Origin of the sequence: Methylophilus methylotrophus DSM 46235 = ATCC 53528 (assembly GCF_000378225.1) — a bacterium.
Lineage (GTDB): Bacteria > Pseudomonadota > Gammaproteobacteria > Burkholderiales > Methylophilaceae > Methylophilus > Methylophilus methylotrophus.
Window position 1 is genome coordinate 262,209 of the sequence record NZ_KB905142.1, and the last position, 21,089, is coordinate 283,297.

Consider the following 21,089-nt stretch of genomic DNA (forward strand, 5'->3'; position numbering starts at 1 on the left):
GAACCCAATAAACCTGACATTCAGCCAAGGCATAAGTTTAGTTTTGCAGTGTAGGAATTGTCTGAAAATAAAAAGCCCCACGCTGATTCGAGGGGCTTTATAGAGAAAAATAGAGGATAGGAAATTAGCATTGTTGACCGGTGGCGTAGAACACGCCTCCGGCAACATGGTGAATGGTACGCAACTCATCATGGCCTTCAAAATGCCACCTACTATCACTAAACACACGCTGATCGGCCTGCGCCGCGACCACCTCAGCAATAAATAAATCGTAAGTGTTCTGGTTATGCGGCTCGGGGATAATTTTGCACTCCAGCCACGCCACGCAATCTTTCACTAGCGGCGGGCTGATCTCCTGTGCGGCAAAGGTCCCAATGCCGTATTCAACAAATTTGTCTGTGCCCGGCAAATCACGACCGCTAATACCTCCAACTTTTTTCACCATTTCAATTTGTTTGACACAGGGTAGGTTGATGGCAAATGTGCCTTCGGCTTCCATCAGTTCGCGGGTGAAGGTTTTGCTATCAATGACGACAGTGACCTTGGGTGGATTGAAGTCTAAAGCGCAGACCCAGGCGGCGGCCATGATATTACGCTGACCAGCGTGATAAGAGGTTATTAAAGTTGTGGGACCGTGGTTGAGTAAACGATAGGCAGTTGAGGGGTTGACACTATGGAGCATTATTTTGAGCTCTTAGGTAAATTAAAGGTGATTATTTTTTGATCAGGATAAATAGTCTTCATACTATCTTTGAGTCTGTCAGCGACCAATTTTAGACTTTCAATCGTGCTATCGACATGAGTAATTACTTGCTCAGTCGTTTCTTTAAGCATCGACAAAAGGCGGTTACCCAAGATAAGCTCTAAATCTGCATCACTGATTGTTATCGAAAGTCCATTTTTAAAGCCCGCGTTTTCTAGTTTTGGCTGAATTTCATTTAAGTGTATGTTAGATCTCAAATTAATAGCTTCAATTGCAGCAATGTAACGTTCACCTTCAATTGCTATTTCACTCAAGAGATTTCTAAAGTCAGTATTCAGAAGAAAGCTTAGACTCTCAATATCAAGTTTAAAGAGTTCTTTATCATATTGGCTTGTTGGCCTTAATTTTAAGAAGGCTTCTTTTTCATCTCGTACAAGATTAATGTAATCTCTTTGATATACGAATAAATCATTTGCCATCCTAGATAAAGTAAAAATTGCTTTATTAATGGCAATTAAATTATTTTTTTTCTCAATTTCTAATTCTTTCTGATTCTGAAATTCAAATGCAAATTTAGCGCCGTAATAGGCAGCAACTAATGTTGCCAAAGCAGGTATATACGAAGTAATAAAGTTATGCCAATCTTTATTTCGTATCATAAGGCCAGCTCCAACACCAAGTAGAAAGCTTGTGCCAATTTTGAGAATATTGTTCAATTTATTTATGCCAAATAAGTTGATTTGTAAGTGCTTGTTTGGGCGCACTAATTCAGAGTCAGGAGCAAATTATTTTTTACTAGTAATAATATTTTGCTCAAACTTATTTCTACCAGTGTCTAGTGAAACTACATAAGGTGTACCAGTTTGTTCTGCCAGTTTTTTTGCAGCTTTAGCTGCGCGACGTAGTGCTTGATCAATGCCCTCAAACTCTTTCTCTATCAACTTTTCTTTTTCAGTCATGGATTTACGCCTCGTGAGATTAGTTTTGGTTCATTGCCTGAATTGTCATACAAAGACCATGAATTTGCTAGAGCGCTGTAAAGCTGATGAAAGTTTTCTAAACCTGCTTTGAATCTCCGCCTGATGGTTGCCTCTGAGATATTGTGTCCGCCAGTGGCAACCCTTGCTTTAACCCTGGCTATCGCCATTTCTGGGTCAGGCAGGCTAAGGAAAGTTAGTGTGATGTGATAGCCAAGTTTTTTCCATGCAAGAATATCTTTTGCATAGGTTTTGCCTGAAAGTGTTGTCTCAATCGCAAAACTGTTGCCAGCTTTCACATTAGACTCAATTTCTTTCAGCATGAGTCTTGCCGCTTTTACCGCAGCCGTTTCAGGAGAGAAGGGTGCCAACCCGGCAGCAATTAGGTCGGCATTGATAAAGATTGGACAATTGGCCTCATTAGGCAAGTATTCACGGGCAAAGGTGGTTTTACCAGCGCCGTTTGGACCTGCAATAATGATGACTTTTTTCATTGGTCTACAAGTTGATCAATTCTTTCAAAAACGACTTATGCTGGGATGGTTTTTACCTTTTTGGAAAGGATGTCGTCCAGACGTTGATTAGCAACATTTAGCCACGCTTGCTCATTCAAGCTTAGTTCCCGATTAGCAGTGAAAGATGAATGATCGGCGTGGCTCGTATCCATTATTTTTGCCACGTATCCTTCAATGTCACCGTTCTATTAAACACCGGCTTACCAGCCACACTGTCTTTACGGTCTGCAACAAAATAGCCATGGCGCTCGAACTGGTAGCTATCACCAGGTTGTGCTTCTTGCGCGCTTTGTTCCAACTGTGCGGTGATGACTTTGACGGAATCCGGGTTGATGTCCTCTAAAAAGTCTTTATCACCGCTACCTGGATGCGGGTCTTTAAACAGTCTATCGTACAGGCGGATTTCAGTAGTGTAAGCGTGGTTGGCACTGACCCAGTGGATATTGCCTTTGACCTTGACGCTATCGGCACCCGGTGTGCCGGATTTTGTGTCTGGCAGGTATTCACAATGCACGGTAGTCACGTTGCCAGCCGCATCCTTTTCACAGCCGATGCATTTGACCACGTAGCCATAGCGCAAACGCACCATGTTGCCTGGGAATAGGCGGAAGTAGCCTTTAGAGGGCTCTTCCATAAAGTCTTCGCGCTCAATCCACAGCTCTTTGGAGAGTTTGACCACGCGTTTGCCAAGCTCGGGTTTTTGCGGGTGGTTAGGGGCGTAGCAGTCTTCTTCCTGACCTTCAGGGTAGTTATCAATCACCAGTTTGATCGGGTCAAGCACGCCAATTTTACGGGGTGCGGATTCGTTGAGCACTTCGCGCATGCAGTCTTCGAGGATGCTGTAATCAATCCATGAATCTGCCTTGGAAACGCCGATGCGGTCTGTAAACAGCTTGAAGCCTTCTGGCGTATAGCCACGGCGGCGGGCACCGGCCAGCGTTGGCAGGCGAGGGTCATCCCAGCCATTGACGTGTTTTTCTTCAACCAGTTGAATCAGCTTGCGTTTGGAGAGCACGACATACGTCAGGTTCAGGCGTGCAAATTCATATTGGTTGGGCACCGGATTGGCCAGCAAGCCCGCTTCTACCAGGCGTGCCATCAGCCAGTCATAAAATGGACGTTGGTCTTCAAACTCTAGCGTACAGATGGAGTGTGTGATTTGCTCCAGTGCGTCTTCAATTGGGTGGGCGAAGGTGTACATCGGGTAGATGCACCATTGGTCACCGGTATTGTGGTGATGTGCGCGGCGGATACGGTAAATGGCCGGGTCGCGCATATTGATGTTAGGCGAGGCCATGTCGATTTTGGCGCGTAATAACATACTGCCATCAGGGTGTTTGCCATCGCGCATTTCACGGAAAATACGCAGGTTATCTTCTATGCTGCGGTTGCGATAAGGCGAATCCTTGCCTGGTTCAGTCAGCGTGCCACGGTTGATACGCACCTCTTCGGCCGTTTGTTCGTCGACATAGGCGTGACCATGTTGAATCAGTGCTTCCGCCGCCTGATACATCACGTCAAAATAATCGGAGGCAAAATAAAGGTTATTTTCTTTGCCGCCATTGGGTGTGGGGTTGTCCCAGCCAAAGCCCAGCCATTGCACCATGTCAGAGATGCTGTCTACGTATTCCTGGCTTTCTTTTTCCGGGTTGGTGTCGTCAAAGCGCAAATGGCAGACGCCGCCGTAATCGCGTGCCAAGCCAAAGTTTAAAAAGATGGATTTGGCATGGCCGATATGCAAATAGCCATTAGGCTCGGGCGGAAAGCGTGTGCGGATTTTGGCAAAGTCTACTTGGCCAGTGGCCTGGTGCGCTGCATCGCCTGGGCTGCCCGCCCATTTTTTGTTCGCGTATTTGTTTTCTGCAAGGTCTTTATCAATGACGGCGCGGATAAAGTTGGAGGCAGCGGGGATGGGTTCTTTTTCTGTCGACATGGCGATTCTTGAAGTTTCTAAAGTATGGTCTATTTTACACGCTTCACGACCTGACCAAAACGCTTAATGCACGCCTTTTATGGCTTTTATCGGCCTGGCCTATCAGGCCGATATGCTACACTGCGGCCTATGATTCACGCATCATATTTCCTTTAAAACCATATTTGATGAACAAACTGGCATTCCCGATATTGGCGGTGTTGGCCGATGGCAAATTTCACTCCGGTGAAGCACTGGCACAGCGTTTTGGCGTGACGCGCGCCACGGTCTATAACGCCATGCAATCGGTTGAAACGCTGGGCATCACAGTATTTTCAGTGCGCGGGCGCGGTTACCGTTTGCCCAAGCCTGTGACCTTGCTGGACGCTGATGAAATTGTGCAGGCGTGCGGTGAATATGCGCCATGGTTTCATGTGCAGGTGATGGCGCAAGTGGATTCGACCAACCGTTACCTGATGCAGGAAAGCGCCCGAGGTGTAGCCCATGGCACTTGTGTGGCAGCGCAGATCCAGACCGCGGGCCGTGGCCGTCGAGGCCGATCCTGGTTGTCACAACTGGGCGGTAGTTTGACGTTTTCGCTGCTGTGGCGGTTTCAATGCGGAGCGGCAGGTTTATCTGGCCTGAGCCTGGTGGTGGGCCTGGCCTTGGTGCGCGCCTTGCATGACTTAGGCTTGACGGATGTGGAACTCAAATGGCCAAATGACCTGCTGGTTAAGCACCAGGGGCAGTGGCATAAGCTGGGCGGTATTTTGATTGAATTGCAAGGCGATATGGAAGGCCCGAGTGCGGCGGTGATTGGCATAGGACTGAACCTGGAAATTGAGACTGAAATGCGCCAGCAGATTGACCAGCCTGTGATGGGCCTCAATGCGTTGTTTGGACAGGCGATGGATCCTAACCTGTTACTCGGCCGTTGCCTGAGCCAGCTTGCCATGCATTTAAACCAGTTTGCAGAACATGGGTTTGCCTATTTTCAGTCTGATTGGACCACCTATCATGCGTTTCACCAGCAACCGGTCAACCTGTTACTGGCAAGCGGGCAGGTGGTGCCAGGGCAAGTGCTAGGCGTTGCAGAAGAGGGTAGTCTGCTCGTAGAAACGGCCGCTGGTCAACAGCGCTTTAATGCCGGTGAAATCAGTGTGCGGAGCGCAGTATGAAGTTATTGATTGACGCAGGCAATAGCCGGACCAAATGGGCCTGGTGTCCGTCAGCAGATGAGGAAGCGTCGTGGCAGGTTCATGCGCTGGAAAATGCGCAGTGGTTTGCCGTAGGTGGCGAAGCTGAGTTGTTACGTCAGGCAGTATTAGAGGCTGATGAGGTTTGGGTCAGCAATGTAGCCGGTGAACTCTGGTTGCGGGGATTGCCAGCCATGGTGAAGTCTTTGCATGTGATTCAGGCAGAAGGTTCCGCGCTGGGTTTAAAAAACCATTACAGCCACCCGGCACAATTAGGCAGTGACCGATGGTGTAGCCTGCTGTCAGCCTGGCGGCAATTCACCCAGTCCGCGCTGGTGGTAACCGCAGGCACCGCCATGACGATAGATGCCTTGCTGGTCAACAATCATGAGGCAGATTTTCTGGGTGGCAGCATCCAGCCGGGCTTGCGACTGATGTGGCAAAGTTTGCAGCAAGGGGCTGCGCAACTTGATTACAGCTATGCTGAAGGGATTGCGTGGCAGGATTTTGCGCTTAATAGTCAGCAAGCCATGTGGTTAGGCTGTGTGAAAGCACTGACCGCACCGATTGTCATGCAGTACGCACGGCTGTCAGAACAGGTCGGGACACCTCCATTATTGCTACTCAGTGGCGGCGATGCGCAGTTGTTGCGCAGATATTTGTCACATGCATTGTCAGCACAGGCGATTATTGTGGATAATCTGGTATTAAAGGGGTTGGCCTGCCTGGCCAGGAATTCAGATAAATGAAAAGTACAGTGCAATGAAACGACTATTCTGGATATTGCTATTGATCAATGTGGCTGTGTTTGCCTACTTCAAACGCGATGCGCTATCGCCAGCGGTCAGTAGCCTGAAGCCGGAATTGCATCCTGAACAAATCAAACTGTTAGACGCCAAGGCGTTAGAATCTTACCCAAAGCGGGTGATAGCGCCTACGCCCGCACCTGCTGAACCAACGGTAACGCCGGAAGAGCCTTCACCCGCCCAAGCTGCCGTGGTAACGAGCCCGCCTAATTCGCCTAAGACGGAAAGTAAACAACCTGAACCTAAAACACCTGAGAAAACACCTGCCAAACCCGCAGAAACGCACGCGCCAGTACAAACGGCTTGCTATGAATGGAGCGGATTTAATATGTCACGCGTCAGTGAAGCTGCCAATGCAGCGCAGCAACTGAATATTAAAACGCAAACCAATATGACTAGCAGTGCCCTGGAGAATGTCCGCTATTGGATATACAAACCACCATTGGCGACGCCGGAAGCGGCCCAAGCCAAGGCTGATGAGTTGCGCAAACTGGGTGTTGAGGATTTCTTTATTGTGCAGGATGACCCTAAATGGCGTAATGCGATTTCATTTGGTGTGTTCCGCGATGAAAAACTGGCGGATAAACTGATGGCAGACCTTAAAAACAAAGGTGTAAAATTGCTGATTAAAGCGCCGCGCAACGGGGGACAGGCGGTGATCAAGCTACAACAGGTGTCGGCTCAGCAATTTGCCAGTTTGGAGAAGTCACGTTCGCGCTTCCCGGATACAGTGTTGAAAGAGATTCCTTGCCAGTAAATTAAGCCTGTTACTAAAGCAAAAAGCCCGCAATTGCGGGCTTTTTGTTAGAGATAATATTACTGAGCTCTTAGCGTTTTTTCGGCGGCAGCATATCCGTAATCGTGCCTTCCTTAAGTTCTGCAGCAAAGCAGACTGTTTCGGATAAGGTTGGATGAGCGTGTATGGTGAGACCCAGATCGTGGGCATCAGCGCCCATTTCAATGGCCAGCACAGCTTCTGCCAGTAATTCACCAGCATTGACACCAACAATACCAGCCCCAATGACACGATGCGTGTCTTTATCAAAAATCAGCTTGGTCGCGCCTTCAGTACGCGCGATGGATAAAGCACGGCCACTGGCTGCCCAGGGGAAACTGGCTTTTTCAATTTCTATGCCTTTGGCTTTTGCTTCGGTTTCAGTCATGCCTACCCAGGCCACTTCAGGGTCGGTGTAGGCAACAGATGGAATCACGCTGGCAACAAATTCTACTTTGTGACCAGCGATGACTTCTGCGGCCACTTTGGCCTCGTGCGTGGCCTTGTGTGCCAACATGGGTTGGCCAACGATATCGCCAATGGCAAAGATATTCGGTACATTGGTACGCATCTGTTTATCAACCGCAATAAAACCACGGTCATCGACGATCACACCGGCGTTTTCCGCACCAATATTTTTACCGTTTGGACGGCGGCCAATAGAAACGAGCACACGGTCATATTTCTGTGTTTCTTTTGGGGCGTTTGCACCTTCAAAATCCACATAAATGCCATCAGATTTGGCTTCCAGTTTAGACACCTTGGTCGATACCATGATGCTTTCAAAGCGTTTTTCCATGCGCTTCTGCAATGGACGGATCAGGTCACGGTCTGCGCCTGGGATCAGACCGTCCATAAATTCGACGACGCTGACTTTGGTGCCCAGTGCGTCATAGACAGTGCCCATTTCCAGGCCAATAATGCCGCCACCAATGACCAGCATGCGGCCAGGAATATCTGCCAATGCCAATGCGCCGGTAGAATCCATAATGCGCTCGTCTTCTGGCGCACCAGGGAATTTCGTGGCCTGTGAGCCTGCCGCAATGATGGCGTTTTGAAAGCCGACCAATGTGGTTTTACCATCAGATGCAGTCACGGCGATCTGGTTCTGGCTGGTGAATTTACCTACACCGTTGACGACGGTAACACCGCGTGCCTTGGCCATTTGTGCCAGGCCACCTGTCAATTTACCAACCACATCGTTGGCTTTCCAGTCGCGCAGTTTGTCGAGGTCGATATTCGGTTTGCCAAAGCTCAGGCCGTGGTGTTGGGTCTCTTCTGCTTCGGTAATCACCTTGGCTGTATGCAATAAAGCCTTGGATGGAATGCAACCGACATTGAGACACACGCCGCCCAAGGTTGGATAACGCTCGACCAGTACTACTTTTAAGCCGAGGTCAGCCGCGCGGAAAGCGGCAGTGTAGCCACCTGGACCTGAGCCCAGTACCATTACTTGGCACGTGATGTCGTTGTTACCTGTCGCAGTGGCTGGTGCAGGTGCCTGAGTTGGGGCGGCTGGTGCTGATTCGGGTTGTCTAGCTTGGGCAGGTTCTGCTGCTGGCTTGGCTGGAGCAGCTGTTGTTTCGGCGCCCTCTAAGAGTAAGATCAGGCTGCCTTTGGTTACTTTGTCACCGACGGCCACCTTGAGTTCTTTAACCACGCCAGCATGTGACGAGGGGATATCCATGGAGGCTTTGTCAGATTCCACGGTAATCAGGGAGTCTTCTTTGGCAATGGTATCACCCACAGCCACCAAGACTTCAATGACATCTACACTCTCAAAATTGCCGATATCCGGCACCACTATTTCAACCATTTGACTCATGAAAACCTTATATTCCGATTAGTTCTGCTATTTTATCACCAAAAGAACGAGTTCTCTTTCAGGCTGTCCATCTACTAGCGCTTGCTGGCTGGTGTGCTGTTAGGCGTGGCTTGCAATGGTTTCATGGTGCAGGTTTCATGACCATAATTGCCACCGGTATCGTCTGGTTCATAGTAGTCGTTTTTAAATGACCAGCCGCTTTTACCCACCTTGGTAAATTGGCCCATACCCGTCGAAAACTCGGCATATTTGGCATCAGACAGTTTAAAAGTCATTGCCAGTTGCCTGCCGCGGGTAATCGCCTGGCCGGTATAGCTCTGCTTGTTTTCGGTGTGGGTCGCCAGGTCATACACAGACACATTGGCTGTGCTGTTGCGACGATTTTTTTTCAGGTAGATGGTGACTTCGTAGTCACCCACAGTAACGTTGTTGCCTTTGCAGAGATATTCACCACTGTAATCAGGGCTGGCAGTTGTCGCTGACAGCGCTGGCAATGAAAATGACGAAAGCAACACGAGTGTGGTCAAGCAGGATTTAACGTTCATAAGACTTCTGAGATAGTTGTTTTGGCGTGAGAGGTTTAAAAGCCTGTGTTTTTAGCGAGACTTTTGAATACGTTTTATCATAAGTCCAATTGATTAATTTACCAAGTCTCTTTTGGAGTATTTGTGCCTTTCGTTGCTGAAAAGCGAAACGCAAGGGATGGGTATTTATGAGAGAATAACTGCTATTTTTTAGCAATTCCGTTCAGGGTGATCATATTGCAGCGTTTGTTATCTCGAATTTCACCGGTTGTCTGGCTGACCTTGTTTTTGATTGGCTCTCTTTATTATGTATGGCGTCTGCAACAGCCACAAGTATTGATTGATGCCGTTGCGGAGGCATTGCCATTGCAATGCGTTTCGTATGCGCCATACTACAAGCCGGGTATGAACCCAACGGTTAAAGACAGTTTTGTGGACCCTCTGCAGATCGAGCAGGACTTGCAGGCATTATCCAAAGTCACAAAGTGCGTGCGCACGTACTCAGTTTCACAAGGCCTGGATTATGTGCCCAAAGCCGCACAAAAATTAGGTATGAAGGTGATTCTCGGAGTGTGGATTGGCTGGGTTGATGCCCTTAATGTGAAAGAACTGGAACTGGCCGTGCAACAGGCCAATCAATACCCTGACACTGTACGTGGTCTGGTAGTGGGCAATGAAGTATTGCTACGTGGTGAGCAGTCTGAGCCCAAAATGCATGAATACTTGCAATGGGCCAAGGCAAATACCAAAGCACCCATTACCTATGCAGATGTCTGGGAGTTTTGGCTCAAGCATCCGACATTGGAGCAGGATGTCGATTTTGTTACCGTGCATATTCTGCCTTACTGGGAAGACAAACCGGTTGCGATTGAGCAGGCGGTTGCACATACCGCTTCTGTCATGGGGCATCTGGGCACTGTGTTTAAAAAGCCAATCCTGATTGGCGAAACCGGTTGGCCCTCACAAGGTCGCCAGCGGTTTTGGTCCAAACCCAGCGCCATTAACCAGGCGCTCTACATGCGCGGATTTTTAAATGCTGCGCAGCAAAACCATTGGCAATACAATGTGATTGAAGCGGTAGACCAGCCATGGAAGCGTGAACTTGAAGGCACCGTTGGCGGCTACTGGGGCGTGCTGGATACTGACTTGCAGCCAAAATTCAGTCTGCAAGGTGCCATGGCTGAACGTTCAGATGGCTTTAAACCCTATCTGGTTGCACTAGTGCTGGCACTGCTTGGCGCGGCGTGGGGGCAGTACACGCAGTTTTCTGCCCGCCACAAAGTATTAATTGTCTTGACTGGTCTGGCCGCAGGCTTGCACGCATATTTGCAAATCAATTATGTCCATATGGCTGCACGCAATACCGGCGAATATGCCATGTTAGGCGGGCTGGTGCTGTTAGGCTGGGCGCTGGCATGGCTGCAATTGCGGCAATGGTTGGGATTGAAGGTGTACACCTTTCTCGAACAATCCTTGTTACGATTGCTCGCCCTCGCATTTTTATTGACCAGTGCTGGTCTGGCGATTAATGGTCGATATCTCGATTTCCCACTGATCCTGGTTTGCTTGCCAATGGCGTTGATGACGATTTCGCTGATCTCGGCGACTGTACGTCAGGAGCCTGCAGCGACCTTCGCTCAAGCTGGTTTCTGGTTAACTGCTGTCATGGGGATGATGGCTGCCAATATGGCCGTCGCTGTCGCCATCATGGAGCCCGGGAATATCATGGCCTGGTGGTGGTGTGGTGCGTGTGGCTTAGCCCTGCTTGTGCTGCCAGCCAGAAGTCTGCAACTTGGCCGTGAATAGAAGATTTAAATAAACACATCATTCATTGATGGAAAGAGTGAGAAGTGATCGTTTCCTGGTTTAAAAAACTAATTCCTGGCTTGGTATTTGCCATTCTGTTTTCGGCCTTGCATTTCGGCTTGTGGGCGCTGACAAACCGGGCCTTGCCGCTCATTAATGTGAAACCTACTGTGAATGGGTTTGCTTACACGGGCTATCGCGCCAATCAAAGCCCGCTCGAAGGTCAGCATCCGAGTACGGCCGAATTGGCAGAAGATCTCGACCTGATGCGTAAACATACCCGTCATATTCGCATGTATTCATCGCTGGATCTTAACGAGGTGATTCCCCTCGCTGCCAAACGCAATATGAACGTGATTGCCGGGGCGTGGATTGATACCGACAACATGAAGAATACGCGTGAAGTGTCTGCGCTACTGGAGAAGCTCGACAACTACAGCAATATTGACCGCGTGATTGTTGGTAACGAGGCTTTGTTACGTAATGACTTGCCGGTACAGTCATTGATTGGTTACCTGGATTTTGTGCGTGAGCATAGCAATGTGCCGGTATCTACTGCCGAACCATGGCACGTCTGGATTAAAAACCCTGAACTCGTTAAACACGTAGACTATATTGCAGTTCACCTGCTGCCATACCATGAAGGTGTGCCGGTCGAGAAGGCAGTGCAATATACGATTGAGCGTTATAACCAGTTAATGGAAGCCTATCCACGCAAGAAAATTGTGATTACCGAAGTCGGCTGGCCTAGCCGCGGCCCGTCCATTGGTGCCTCAGTCGCCAGTGAGGTCAATCAGGCACGCTTTATCCGTGAGTTTTTGGCACGCAATTCCATTGAGGACCTTGATTTTTACCTGATGGAAGCATTTGACCAGCCATGGAAGGTCGCGCTGGAAGGCTGGGCAGGGGCTTATTGGGGCATGTATAACGCTGACCGTCACCAGAAATATTCCTTGCAAGGTGCCGTTCCGCCCAATACACGCTGGATTGCCAAGGCGACCTGGTCTACCGTACTCGCGTTCGTTCCACTGATGCTGATTGCCTGGCGTTTCAAGCATTGGGGCATTGGTGGTGTATTATCAATGGCGATCTTGTTCCAGGCCTGTATTACTACGCTGACCATTGCCTGGAACCTGCCAGGGGATTATTACTATACGCTACGTGACTTTGTCGTACTGGTAGGGCTGATTTTAGGGATCGCACTGACTTCCATGGTCCTGATGATTTATGCGGCCGAGTTTAGTGAAGTGATGTTCAAGCCTTACTGGCGGCGCTTGTTTAAACGCGCGCAGCCCTTACCCGCGGACCAGGAATTATTTGTTTCTATCCATCTGGCTTGTTACAACGAGCCGCCGGAAATGGTGATCGCCACCATCGACAGCTTGCGTCAATTGAACTACACACGCTATGAAGTGATTGTGGTGGATAACAACACCAAAGATGAAGCAAAATGGAAACCGCTAGAGGCTTACATGGCCAATATGCCGGATAACTTCCATTTTTATCACTTGCCTTCATGGCCCGGCTTTAAAGCGGGTGCACTGAATTTTGCGCTCGATAAAACCCATCCTGATGCGCAAGTGGTTGGCGTGGTGGATGCTGACTACGTGGTCACGCCAGACTGGTTGTCTGACCTGGTGCCGCATTTCCTGGAGTCTCAGGTGGCTGTGGTGCAGGCACCTCAGGCACACCGCGAATGGGAACATAGCTTCTTCCACCGCATGTGTAACTGGGAGTTTGAAGGCTTTTTCCGGATTGGCATGCATCATCGCCATGAGCGTAATGCCCTGATCCAACATGGCACCATGACGCTCATCCGCAGAGAATCACTGCAAACGCTAGGCGGCTGGTCTGAGTGGTGTATTTGTGAGGATACCGAGCTCGGTTTACGTTTGCTCGAAAATAACATGGAGCTGCGCTATATCGACGAAACCTTTGGTCGTGGCCTCACGCCAGCCAACTTCAAGGCGCTTAAATCCCAGCGCAATCGCTGGGCATTTGGCGCCATGCAGATTCTCAAACACCATATGCCGAAGCTACTGGGCAAATCATCGCTCAACTTCAGCCAGCGCTACCACTTTTTAACTGGCTGGTTCGGCTGGTTTGGCGAGGCCTTGCAACTACTCTTTACCATTGGCTCTATTGGCTGGACGATTGCCATGCTGGCATTCCCCAAGTATTTCAGCTTGCCCGTGGTGGTGATGATTGTGCCTATATTGTGTTTCCTGGCGATCAAGGCCATTTTGGGACCAGTGCTATATCGCAAGACCATGCATTGCAGCTGGATGGATATCTTTGGTGCGTCGTTGGCAAGCCTGGGTTTATCACATGCAATTGCCAGAGGGATCATCAGTGGCCTGACGCACAAGGCAGGTGTATTCGTCGTGACCAATAAAACCAAGGCCAAACTGAGCAATTGGCAGCTCATCGCACCTATCAAAGAAGAGCTGACGATTCTGGTTTCTCTGCTGCTTTGCGCAGCGGCCATGCTTTACTCACGTGGCTTCAGCAATCTGGATGCGCAATTATGGGTCTCTATGCTGGCCCTGCAATCGCTTCCTTACTGGAGCGCATTGGCATGCCAGTGGATCTCCGAAAAGCGCTAATACATTCATGTGTGCAACTTAAGGTTTTGGCAGGTTAAAAACAACAACGAATAGCATTTTGTCAGAGGCCTTTTTTCAGGAATGATGTTTTATGAATGAAAAACCTCTTATTTACAAAGGACGTGCGGCCAGTAGTAATATGGTCAGCCGATTTGATCCACATACCCGTGAGTCACTGGATGATGGCTGGGGGAGCCTTGATGAAGAGGCGCCCCCATTACAGACTGAAGTGATGCTGGATGCTTCCAGGTCAGTCATCAACTACATTCAATCCCCTGATCTGCCTTTTGACCGTACCCTGAACCCTTATCGCGGATGCGAACATGGTTGCATTTACTGCTACGCACGTCCTACGCATGCCTATTTAGGCATGTCTCCAGGGCTGGATTTCGAATCGCGGCTGTTAATGAAGGCTGATGCGGTAGCTCTCCTGAAAAAAGAACTGGCACATCCCAAATACCAATGCAAACCCATTGCCCTCGGCATGAATACCGATGGCTACCAACCCATTGAGCGTGAATACCAATTAACGCGGCAAATTATCCAGGTGCTGAGTGAGTCCAATCATCCATTCAGCCTGGTCACCAAATCCTCGCTGGTCGAGCGTGATATCGACCTAATTGCGCCTATGGCTGCCAAACGGCTGGCCAGTATTTACGTCAGCATTACGACGCTGGACAGACAAGTAGCACGCCGGCTGGAACCTCGTGCCGCAGCCCCGGAGCGTAGGTTTGAAACATTGCGCAGACTCAGCGAAGCAGGCATTCCTACTGGCGTCATGGTGGCGCCTGTCATTCCAGCGCTCACAGATTGTGATATGGAGCAGATCCTGGAAAAAGCACATGAGGCCGGCGCCCGCAAAGCCGGATATGTGTTCCTGCGTTTGCCGCATGAATTAAGTGATTTATTTCAGGAGTGGCTACAACAATATTTTCCGCTCAAAGCCCAGCATGTCATGAGCATCGTCAGGCAAAGCCGTGGTGGTAAAGACTACCAAAGTGAGTTTGGCCAGCGCATGCGTGGCGAAGGTATATTTGCTGATTTGCTCGCACACCGCTTTAAACTCAGTTGCCTTAAATTAGGCATCTCGGGAGAGCGGACCGGTTTTTGTACTGACTTGTTCTCTGTACCAGCCGCCTGGCAAGCGACAGCCAATCATCCGCAATTGGCCTTATTCTAAAGACCTGCTATGTCTGATTTGCTATTTGTATATGGTACTTTGCGTAAAGGTAACCAGAATGCGATGACGAAGTATCTGGGCGAGAACGCAGAATTTATCACAGAGGGCTGGTTTCAAGGCCGCATGTTTCATATCACTTATTATCCTGGTGTGGTTACTTCAAAATCTGACAGCGATCGCGTGTATGGAGAGATCTACAGATTACATGATCCAGTAACCATGCTGAAGGTGCTGGATGATTACGAAGAGTGTGCGCAGCAACATATCCAGCCTGCAGAATACAAGCGCAGCTATGTTTCCATTACTGGCATCAATGGCAAGCGCTATGACACTGTATGGATTTACTTATACCAATGGTCAGTAGAAGATAAAGCCCAGATCAAGAGTGGTGATTTTATGCAGCAGAGTCAGTTAAATTAAAACACAAAGGGCGCTTAAAGCGCCCTTTGTGTTGCAATACTAGAGCTTAGAGCAATAAGCGTCTCACGTCACTCAGCATCACGCGCAGGTGGCTGGTGAAGCGTGCACCGTCAGCACCGTCAATCACACGGTGATCGTATGATAGTGACAGTGGCATGATCAGGCGCGGATCAAAGCCGCCAGTGTCTTTGTTGTAAACCGGCTGCATGGCAGCACGGGAAACACCGAGGATCGCCACTTCAGGGCAGTTGATGATAGGCGTGAACATGGTGCCACCGATGCCACCCAGGCTGGAAATGGTAAAGCAGCCGCCTTGCATTTCTTCAACCTTGAGCTTGCGCTCACGCGCCTTGGCAGAGAGGTCAGCCAGGTCACGTGCGATATCCATCACATCCTTCTGGTTTACATCACGTACGACTGGAACGACCAGACCGTCTGGCGTATCGCAGGCGAAGCCGATGTTGTAATACTGCTTGAGGATCAGGCTATCGCCCTCTGGTGACAGTGAGGCATTAAAGTTAGGGTAAGTACGCAGGGCATTGACTACCGCTTTCATGAGGAAAGCCAGCAAGGTCAATTTGACGCCACGCTTTTCCGCCTCAGCCAGCATGGATTTGCGGAAGTCTTCCAGATCAGTAATGTCGGCCTCATCAAACTGTGTCACATGTGGCGCAGTCACCCAGTTACGGTGCAGGTTGGCCCCGGACAATTTCTTGATGCGTGACAGTGGCTTGGTTTCGATGCTGCCAAACTGGCTGAAGTCGATCACCGGCATCGGCAAGGTGCTTAAACCACCGCCTACACCCATGTTTTCAGAACGTGGCTTGGACAACTCACCTTTGACATAAGCCTGTACGTCAGATTGCAGGATGCGGTTTTTCGGGCCGCTGGCTTTAACCAGTGACAGGTTCACACCCAGTTCACGCGCAAACTTGCGTACGGAAGGGCTGGCATGTGCCAGTTTGCCATCGCTGGCAACACTGCTGGCCGCCACCGGGTTAGGTGTCGCTTGCGGCTGAATCACTTGCGGTACTTCTGCGACTGGGCGGGTAGGCTCAGGAATGGCAACCTTAGCTTCATCAACAGTCACGGTCGCCACCACTGGTGTGGCCGTTGGCTGAGGAGCCACTTTTTCTGCCGGTGCCGCTTCGGCTGCAGTATCCAGTGTCAGGATCAGTGCGCCTTGTTTGGTTTTATCTCCCACCTTGATGTGGATTTCCTTAACCACACCAGACAGTGAGGAGGGGATATCCATGGAGGCTTTGTCAGATTCCACGGTAATCAGTGAGTCTTCCTTGGCAACGGTATCACCCACGCTGACCAGGACTTCAATCACGTCGACGCTGTCAAAGTTGCCGATATCAGGCACCAGTACTTCTTTGATAGACATGTTTTGTACTTTCCTTATGTCGTGACCTTAGATCGTGGCCGGGTTGGCACGAGTAATGTCGATATTATATTTTTTGATGGCTTCAGTCGCTTTGGCTACAGGCAGTTTGCCGTCGTCAGCCAGTGCCTTCAAGGCAGCCAGCACGACATAGTAGCGGTCCACTTCAAAGAAGCTACGCAGCGCTTCACGTGAATCTGAGCGGCCATAGCCATCGGTACCCAAGGCCACAAAACGATTGGGCACGAATGGGCGAATCTGGTCAGCAAAGCTGCGCATATAGTCGGTTGAAGCCACCACTGGGCCTTCTGCTTTCTTCAGGGATTCTTCCACGAAGCTTAATTTAGGTTTGGCTTCCGGGTGCAGCAGGTTATGACGCTCTGCATCAATACCATCGCGGCGCAGCTCGGTAAAGCTGGTCACACTCCAAACGTCGGCAGACACGCCCCAGTCTTTTTCCAGCAATTCAGCCGCAGCAATCACTTCTCGCAAGATCACGCCTGAACCCATCAGTTGTACCTTGGGACCTTTAGCTTTGGACTTGCTGAAACTGTACATCCCTTTGAGAATACCTTCAGCACTGCCTTCAGGCATGGCCGGGTGGCTGTAGTTTTCGTTCATCAAGGTGATGTAGTAATACACATCTTCTTGGTTTTGCACCATGCGGCGCATGCCTTCCTGAATGATCACGGCCAGCTCGTAAGCGAAGGTCGGGTCGTATGAAATGCAGTTCGGGATGGTGGCAGACATCAGGTGGCTATGGCCGTCTTCATGCTGCAAACCTTCACCGTTCAAAGTTGTGCGGCCTGCGGTGGCCCCCAGCAGGAAGCCACGTGCACGGCTGTCGCCAGCAGCCCAGGCAAAGTCGCCGATACGCTGGAAGCCGAACATGGAGTAGTAGATATAAAAAGGGATCATCTGCGTGCCGGTGACGCTGTAAGACGTCGCCGCAGCCAGCCAGCTGGCAAATGAACCCGCCTCGTTAATGCCTTCTTCCAGGATCTGGCCGCTTTGTGATTCTTTGTAGAACATCACCTGATCAGAGTCTTGTGGCTCGTACAACTGGCCAACAGAAGAGTAAATGCCCAGTTGACGGAACATGCCTTCCATCCCGAACGTACGTGCTTCGTCCGGCACGATAGGCACCACGTATTTACCCACCTGCTTGTCACGTACCAGGGTGGACAGGATACGCACGAACGCCATGGTGGTAGAGATTTCACGCTCACCGGTGGCGCCCAGCATGTTTTCAAACGCAGACAGCTCTGGCACGGTCAGCTCGTTGCCTTTACGGCGGCGGCTAGGTACAAATCCGCCAAGCGCAGCACGGCGTTCCATCATGTATTTAATTTCCGGGCTGTCTTCAGCCGGACGGTAATATGACAGCTTTTCTACCTGCTCGTCAGTCAGTGGCAGGTCAAAACGGTCACGGAAGGCCTTGAGGGAGGCGATGTCCATGCTCTTTTGCTGGTGTGTGGTATTTTGGCCTTCGCCAGCTTCGCCCATGCCATAGCCTTTAACCGTTTTGGCCAGGATGACAGTGGGCTGACCTTTGTGGTTCACCGCAGCATGGTATGCCGCAAACACCTTGTGTGGATCGTGGCCGCCACGGTTCAGGCGCCAGATGTCTGCGTCGGACATGGCTGCCACCATTTCACGCAGCTCAGGATATTTGCCAAAGAAGTGCTCGCGTGTGTAGGCGCCACCTTTTTGCTTGAAGTTCTGGTATTCGCCATCCACGCACTCTTCCATGCGCTTACGCAGCAGGCCGTCTTTATCCATGGCCAGCAGAGGGTCCCAGTAAGAACCCCAGATGACCTTGATCGCGTTCCAGCCCGCACCGCGGAAGTTGGATTCGAGTTCCTGGATAATTTTGCCGTTGCCGCGTACCGGGCCATCCAGGCGCTGCAGGTTACAGTTAATGACAAAAATCAGGTTATCCAAACCTTCACGCGCAGCCAGTGATATCGCACCTTGTGATTCCGGCTCGTCCATCTCGCCGTCACCGCAGAATACCCATACTTTGCGGTCAGCCGTATCGGCAATGCCACGGTTGTGCAGGTATTTCAGGAAGCGTGCCTGGTAAATCCCTGCCAATGGTCCCAGACCCATAGAGACGGTTGGAAACTGCCAGAAGTCCGGCATCAACCAGGGGTGAGGGTAGCTGGACAAACCATTGCCGCCCGTTTCCTGGCGGAAGTTATCCATTTGTTCTTCTGTAATACGGCCTTCGAGGAAAGCGCGCGCGTACACGCCTGGAGAGGAGTGGCCCTGGAAATAGACGCAGTCACCGCCAAAGCTTTCATTGGCCGCGCGGAAAAAGTGGTTAAAACCAACATCGTACAACGTTGCCGCTGACTGGAAGCTGGCGATGTGGCCGCCAATGCCTGGTGATTTTTCGTTGGCACGCAATACGGTCATGATCGCGTTCCAGCGGATCAGCGCGCGTACGCGGCGTTCCATCTCCGGGTCACCTTGCAGTTTGGCCTGCAGGTGTGTGGGGATGGTGTTAACGTAAGCGGTGGTTGCTTTATAAGGCAAATGGCCGCCGGAACGGCGAGCCTGATCAATCATTGCTTCCAGCAGGAAGTGGGCACGTTCAGGCCCTTCATTCTCAATGACGGCACTAAGGGATTCTAGCCATTCTTGCGTTTCCTGTGCGTCAGTTTCATTGAGGTGTGCTTGCGAATGCGTTGCCATGCGTGAGGATTCTCCGAGTTTTAAGTCGCTATGCGTATAATCTAGCACTTAGCATCAAGCACTGAGCCATGCCTAGCGCTGAGAAAGTATTGATTACCAAGAAGGGATTCCGTAATTGGATACTGCTTTTATGGTATCACGTTGCTGAATATTATTGATGTGTCCCAGCAACCTAGCTATCAGCTGTAAGTGTCTCTTTTTTGGCGCTTTTGGTCAAGTTTTGCATGAAAAAACCATGCCTAACTACAGGTATTTGCTACGTTTATTTAATGTTTTATATAAGAGTGTTTTTTAACAATATGCGCATCGAGTGGTCACAAAATTCCGAAGTCAATTCATCCTTGCTGTCAGGCTTTGCCAAGCATATTCTGCTTGTGGTTGAAGAAAAATTGTTTTCTTCCATGCCATTTGCGGATGCGCTCAATGCCAAACTAAAACGTGCAGGGCTGGATATTGCCGACCTCAAGGAAAAGTCAGTGACCCTGGAGCTGGCAGAAGGGACATTGGTCAGTGTGTGCCAGCTGGAAGAAAAATCGTCTAGATTTGCCATGAATACGGCATTGCGTACCGCTGTTAAACCCCTGCTGGCGGAACACCCGGAGCGTATCGCACTGGCGGTCTGTGCAAAAAAACATGCATCATTATTTGCCCGTTTGGCGGCCTATGTCACCCTCGTGAATGCGCAATCGCTGCCAGTATTAAAACAAAAAACCTCGGGGCAGAAGTTACGTGAAATCGGCGTATTTGGCGTCGCGGATATGGCATGGGCTGATGAAGTCACCGCACTGGTGGCAGGGAATACCGTCTGCCGTGCGCTGACCATGACGCCGCCTAATATGCTGACGCCTGCTTTATACCGCCAATGCCTGCAAACCATGGCAAATGAAAAGGCCTGGCAATACACCGAATGGGACACGGAAGCGCTCCGGCAATTGAGGGCGGGTGCTTTTGTGGCGGTGGCACAGGGCTCAGACCCGCAAGATGCTGCCATCGTCAAGCTTTCCTACCGTCATCCACAAGCCAAGAAAACGCTGGCGTTAGTGGGTAAGGGGATTTGCTTTGATACCGGTGGCCACAATTTAAAGTCATCCAAGTACATGCAAGGCATGCATCAGGATATGAACGGCAGCGCAGTAGCCATAGGCGTGTTGCAGGCCATTAGTGCGCAACAGTTAGCGATTAATGTCGATTGCTGGCTGGCACTGGCGCAAAATCATATCGGCCCCAATGCCTACAAGCAGAATGATGTGATTACGGCACTCAATGGCATGACGATAGAAATTGTCCATACCGATGCCGAAGGCCGTATGGTGCTGGCAGATACGCTGACGCTGGCCAGCCGTGACAAGCCTGATGTGATGATTGATTACGCGACGCTGACAGGTAGTATGCAAACCGCCCTGGGTTCACGCATGAGCGGAATTGTGGCTAACCGTGAGCCTTTGGCAGAGCAGATGGTTGCGGCAGGGGCGGCCAGTGGCGAGCGAGTGGTGGCTTTCCCGTATGCCGAGGATTATGATGGTGAGCTGGATAGCGAGATTGCCGATATCAAGCAGTGCACCATGGATAGCGATGCCGACCATCTGCTGGCAGCGCGTTTTCTAGGCAAATTTATCGAAGGTGAAGTTGACTGGTGCCACGTTGACTTATCTTCCTATGCACACAAGGAAGGCCTGGGGGCAGTTGCCAGCGAGGTGAACGGCTTTGGCGTGGCGCTCACCTTGCAATGGTTACAGGCCTTTATGTCGGGCAAATAA

Annotated in this window: 17 protein-coding genes; 8 read left to right on the forward strand and 9 right to left on the reverse strand. The window is 50.3% G+C overall.

The window, feature by feature from the left end:
• Window positions 1-124: 124 nt before the first annotated feature.
• The 5 genes from F463_RS0107795 to F463_RS0107820 all read right to left on the reverse strand — a co-directional run bounded on the left by F463_RS0107795 (window position 125) and on the right by F463_RS0107820 (window position 4,128).
• The gene (locus F463_RS0107795; RefSeq protein WP_018986511.1) at window positions 125-682 is read right to left on the reverse strand and encodes a flavin reductase family protein; all 558 of its coding nucleotides are present in this window, start codon (window positions 680-682) and stop codon (window positions 125-127) included.
• Window positions 682-1,419 carry a hypothetical protein gene (locus F463_RS0107800; protein ID WP_154650032.1) on the reverse strand — a complete coding sequence of 246 codons (738 nt, stop codon included), beginning with the start codon at window positions 1,417-1,419 and terminating at the stop codon, window positions 682-684. The genes F463_RS0107795 and F463_RS0107800 overlap by 1 nt, the downstream gene beginning before the upstream one ends.
• 69 nt (window positions 1,420-1,488) lie before the next feature.
• Window positions 1,489-1,662 carry a hypothetical protein gene (locus tag F463_RS14955; RefSeq protein ID WP_018986513.1) on the reverse strand — a complete coding sequence of 58 codons (174 nt, stop codon included), beginning with the start codon at window positions 1,660-1,662 and terminating at the stop codon, window positions 1,489-1,491.
• Window positions 1,659-2,174 (reverse strand): ATPase, encoded by a 516-nt coding sequence (locus F463_RS0107810; protein ID WP_018986514.1) that lies wholly within the window; start codon window positions 2,172-2,174, stop codon window positions 1,659-1,661. The genes F463_RS14955 and F463_RS0107810 overlap by 4 nt, the downstream gene beginning before the upstream one ends.
• Before the next feature lie 172 nt (window positions 2,175-2,346).
• The gene (locus F463_RS0107820) at window positions 2,347-4,128 is read right to left on the reverse strand and encodes a glutamine--tRNA ligase/YqeY domain fusion protein (RefSeq protein ID WP_018986515.1); all 1,782 of its coding nucleotides are present in this window, start codon (window positions 4,126-4,128) and stop codon (window positions 2,347-2,349) included.
• Window positions 4,129-4,295: 167 nt separating this feature from the next.
• On the opposite strand from F463_RS0107820, the gene F463_RS0107825 reads away from it, so the two are divergent.
• Genes F463_RS0107825 through F463_RS0107835 form a run of 3 tightly spaced genes read left to right on the forward strand, consistent with a single transcriptional unit; the run spans window position 4,296 to window position 6,866 of the window.
• Window positions 4,296-5,285, forward strand: coding sequence for a biotin--[acetyl-CoA-carboxylase] ligase (locus F463_RS0107825; protein WP_018986516.1), 990 nt, complete (start codon window positions 4,296-4,298; stop codon window positions 5,283-5,285).
• Window positions 5,282-6,052: a type III pantothenate kinase gene (locus tag F463_RS0107830; RefSeq protein ID WP_018986517.1), complete on the forward strand. Its 771-nt coding sequence runs from the start codon at window positions 5,282-5,284 to the stop codon at window positions 6,050-6,052. Before F463_RS0107825 ends, F463_RS0107830 begins: the two co-directional genes overlap by 4 nt.
• Window positions 6,053-6,065: 13 nt before the next feature.
• A complete protein-coding gene (locus F463_RS0107835) occupies window positions 6,066-6,866 on the forward strand; it encodes an SPOR domain-containing protein (protein WP_018986518.1) in 801 nt (266 codons plus the stop codon).
• Between the two features lie 70 nt (window positions 6,867-6,936).
• On the opposite strand, the gene lpdA is transcribed toward F463_RS0107835, so the two are convergent.
• Both lpdA and F463_RS15165 read right to left on the reverse strand, forming a co-directional pair.
• On the reverse strand, window positions 6,937-8,709 hold the full coding sequence (gene lpdA / locus F463_RS0107840; protein ID WP_026295431.1) for a dihydrolipoyl dehydrogenase: 1,773 nt from the start codon (window positions 8,707-8,709) through the stop codon (window positions 6,937-6,939).
• Between the two features lie 74 nt (window positions 8,710-8,783).
• The gene (locus tag F463_RS15165; RefSeq protein ID WP_018986520.1) at window positions 8,784-9,254 is read right to left on the reverse strand and encodes a hypothetical protein; all 471 of its coding nucleotides are present in this window, start codon (window positions 9,252-9,254) and stop codon (window positions 8,784-8,786) included.
• Between the two features lie 207 nt (window positions 9,255-9,461).
• Between F463_RS15165 and F463_RS0107850 the strand changes: the two genes are divergently transcribed.
• The 4 genes from F463_RS0107850 (at window position 9,462) to F463_RS0107865 (ending at window position 15,245) form a co-directional block, all read left to right on the forward strand.
• Window positions 9,462-11,039 (forward strand): glycoside hydrolase family 17 protein, encoded by a 1,578-nt coding sequence (locus F463_RS0107850; protein WP_018986521.1) that lies wholly within the window; start codon window positions 9,462-9,464, stop codon window positions 11,037-11,039.
• A 44-nt stretch (window positions 11,040-11,083) separates the two neighbouring features.
• Window positions 11,084-13,645 (forward strand): glycosyltransferase, encoded by a 2,562-nt coding sequence (locus F463_RS0107855; protein ID WP_018986522.1) that lies wholly within the window; start codon window positions 11,084-11,086, stop codon window positions 13,643-13,645.
• 91 nt (window positions 13,646-13,736) lie between these two features.
• Window positions 13,737-14,825 carry a PA0069 family radical SAM protein gene (locus F463_RS0107860; protein ID WP_018986523.1) on the forward strand — a complete coding sequence of 363 codons (1,089 nt, stop codon included), beginning with the start codon at window positions 13,737-13,739 and terminating at the stop codon, window positions 14,823-14,825.
• Window positions 14,826-14,834: 9 nt separating this feature from the next.
• Complete coding sequence (locus F463_RS0107865) at window positions 14,835-15,245, forward strand: gamma-glutamylcyclotransferase family protein (RefSeq protein WP_018986524.1); 411 nt, start codon at window positions 14,835-14,837, stop codon at window positions 15,243-15,245.
• Window positions 15,246-15,291: 46 nt separating this feature from the next.
• On the opposite strand, the gene aceF is transcribed toward F463_RS0107865, so the two are convergent.
• Both aceF and aceE read right to left on the reverse strand, forming a co-directional pair.
• Window positions 15,292-16,635, reverse strand: a complete 1,344-nt coding sequence (gene aceF / locus F463_RS0107870) for a dihydrolipoyllysine-residue acetyltransferase (RefSeq protein ID WP_018986525.1) — start codon at window positions 16,633-16,635, stop codon at window positions 15,292-15,294.
• Between the two features lie 27 nt (window positions 16,636-16,662).
• On the reverse strand, window positions 16,663-19,332 hold the full coding sequence (gene aceE, locus F463_RS0107875; protein WP_018986526.1) for a pyruvate dehydrogenase (acetyl-transferring), homodimeric type: 2,670 nt from the start codon (window positions 19,330-19,332) through the stop codon (window positions 16,663-16,665).
• A 299-nt stretch (window positions 19,333-19,631) separates the two neighbouring features.
• Between aceE and F463_RS0107880 the strand changes: the two genes are divergently transcribed.
• Window positions 19,632-21,089, forward strand: a complete 1,458-nt coding sequence (locus tag F463_RS0107880) for a M17 family metallopeptidase (protein WP_018986527.1) — start codon at window positions 19,632-19,634, stop codon at window positions 21,087-21,089.

Excerpts from the sequence above, each read along its gene's own strand:
- F463_RS0107880 (WP_018986527.1), top strand. The coding sequence starts at position 19,632 with ATGCGCATCGAGTGGTCACAAAATTCCGAAGTCAATTCATCCTTGCTG.
- aceE (WP_018986526.1), bottom strand. The coding sequence starts at position 19,332 with ATGGCAACGCATTCGCAAGCACACCTCAATGAAACTGACGCACAGGAA.
- F463_RS15165 (WP_018986520.1), bottom strand. The coding sequence starts at position 9,254 with ATGAACGTTAAATCCTGCTTGACCACACTCGTGTTGCTTTCGTCATTT.
- F463_RS0107860 (WP_018986523.1), top strand. The coding sequence starts at position 13,737 with ATGAATGAAAAACCTCTTATTTACAAAGGACGTGCGGCCAGTAGTAAT.
- F463_RS0107835 (WP_018986518.1), top strand. The coding sequence starts at position 6,066 with ATGAAACGACTATTCTGGATATTGCTATTGATCAATGTGGCTGTGTTT.
- F463_RS0107825 (WP_018986516.1), top strand. The coding sequence starts at position 4,296 with ATGAACAAACTGGCATTCCCGATATTGGCGGTGTTGGCCGATGGCAAA.
- F463_RS0107820 (WP_018986515.1), bottom strand. The coding sequence starts at position 4,128 with ATGTCGACAGAAAAAGAACCCATCCCCGCTGCCTCCAACTTTATCCGC.
- F463_RS14955 (WP_018986513.1), bottom strand. The coding sequence starts at position 1,662 with ATGACTGAAAAAGAAAAGTTGATAGAGAAAGAGTTTGAGGGCATTGAT.
- F463_RS0107795 (WP_018986511.1), bottom strand. The coding sequence starts at position 682 with ATGCTCCATAGTGTCAACCCCTCAACTGCCTATCGTTTACTCAACCAC.
- F463_RS0107810 (WP_018986514.1), bottom strand. The coding sequence starts at position 2,174 with ATGAAAAAAGTCATCATTATTGCAGGTCCAAACGGCGCTGGTAAAACC.
- lpdA (WP_026295431.1), bottom strand. The coding sequence starts at position 8,709 with ATGAGTCAAATGGTTGAAATAGTGGTGCCGGATATCGGCAATTTTGAG.
- F463_RS0107830 (WP_018986517.1), top strand. The coding sequence starts at position 5,282 with ATGAAGTTATTGATTGACGCAGGCAATAGCCGGACCAAATGGGCCTGG.
- aceF (WP_018986525.1), bottom strand. The coding sequence starts at position 16,635 with ATGTCTATCAAAGAAGTACTGGTGCCTGATATCGGCAACTTTGACAGC.
- F463_RS0107865 (WP_018986524.1), top strand. The coding sequence starts at position 14,835 with ATGTCTGATTTGCTATTTGTATATGGTACTTTGCGTAAAGGTAACCAG.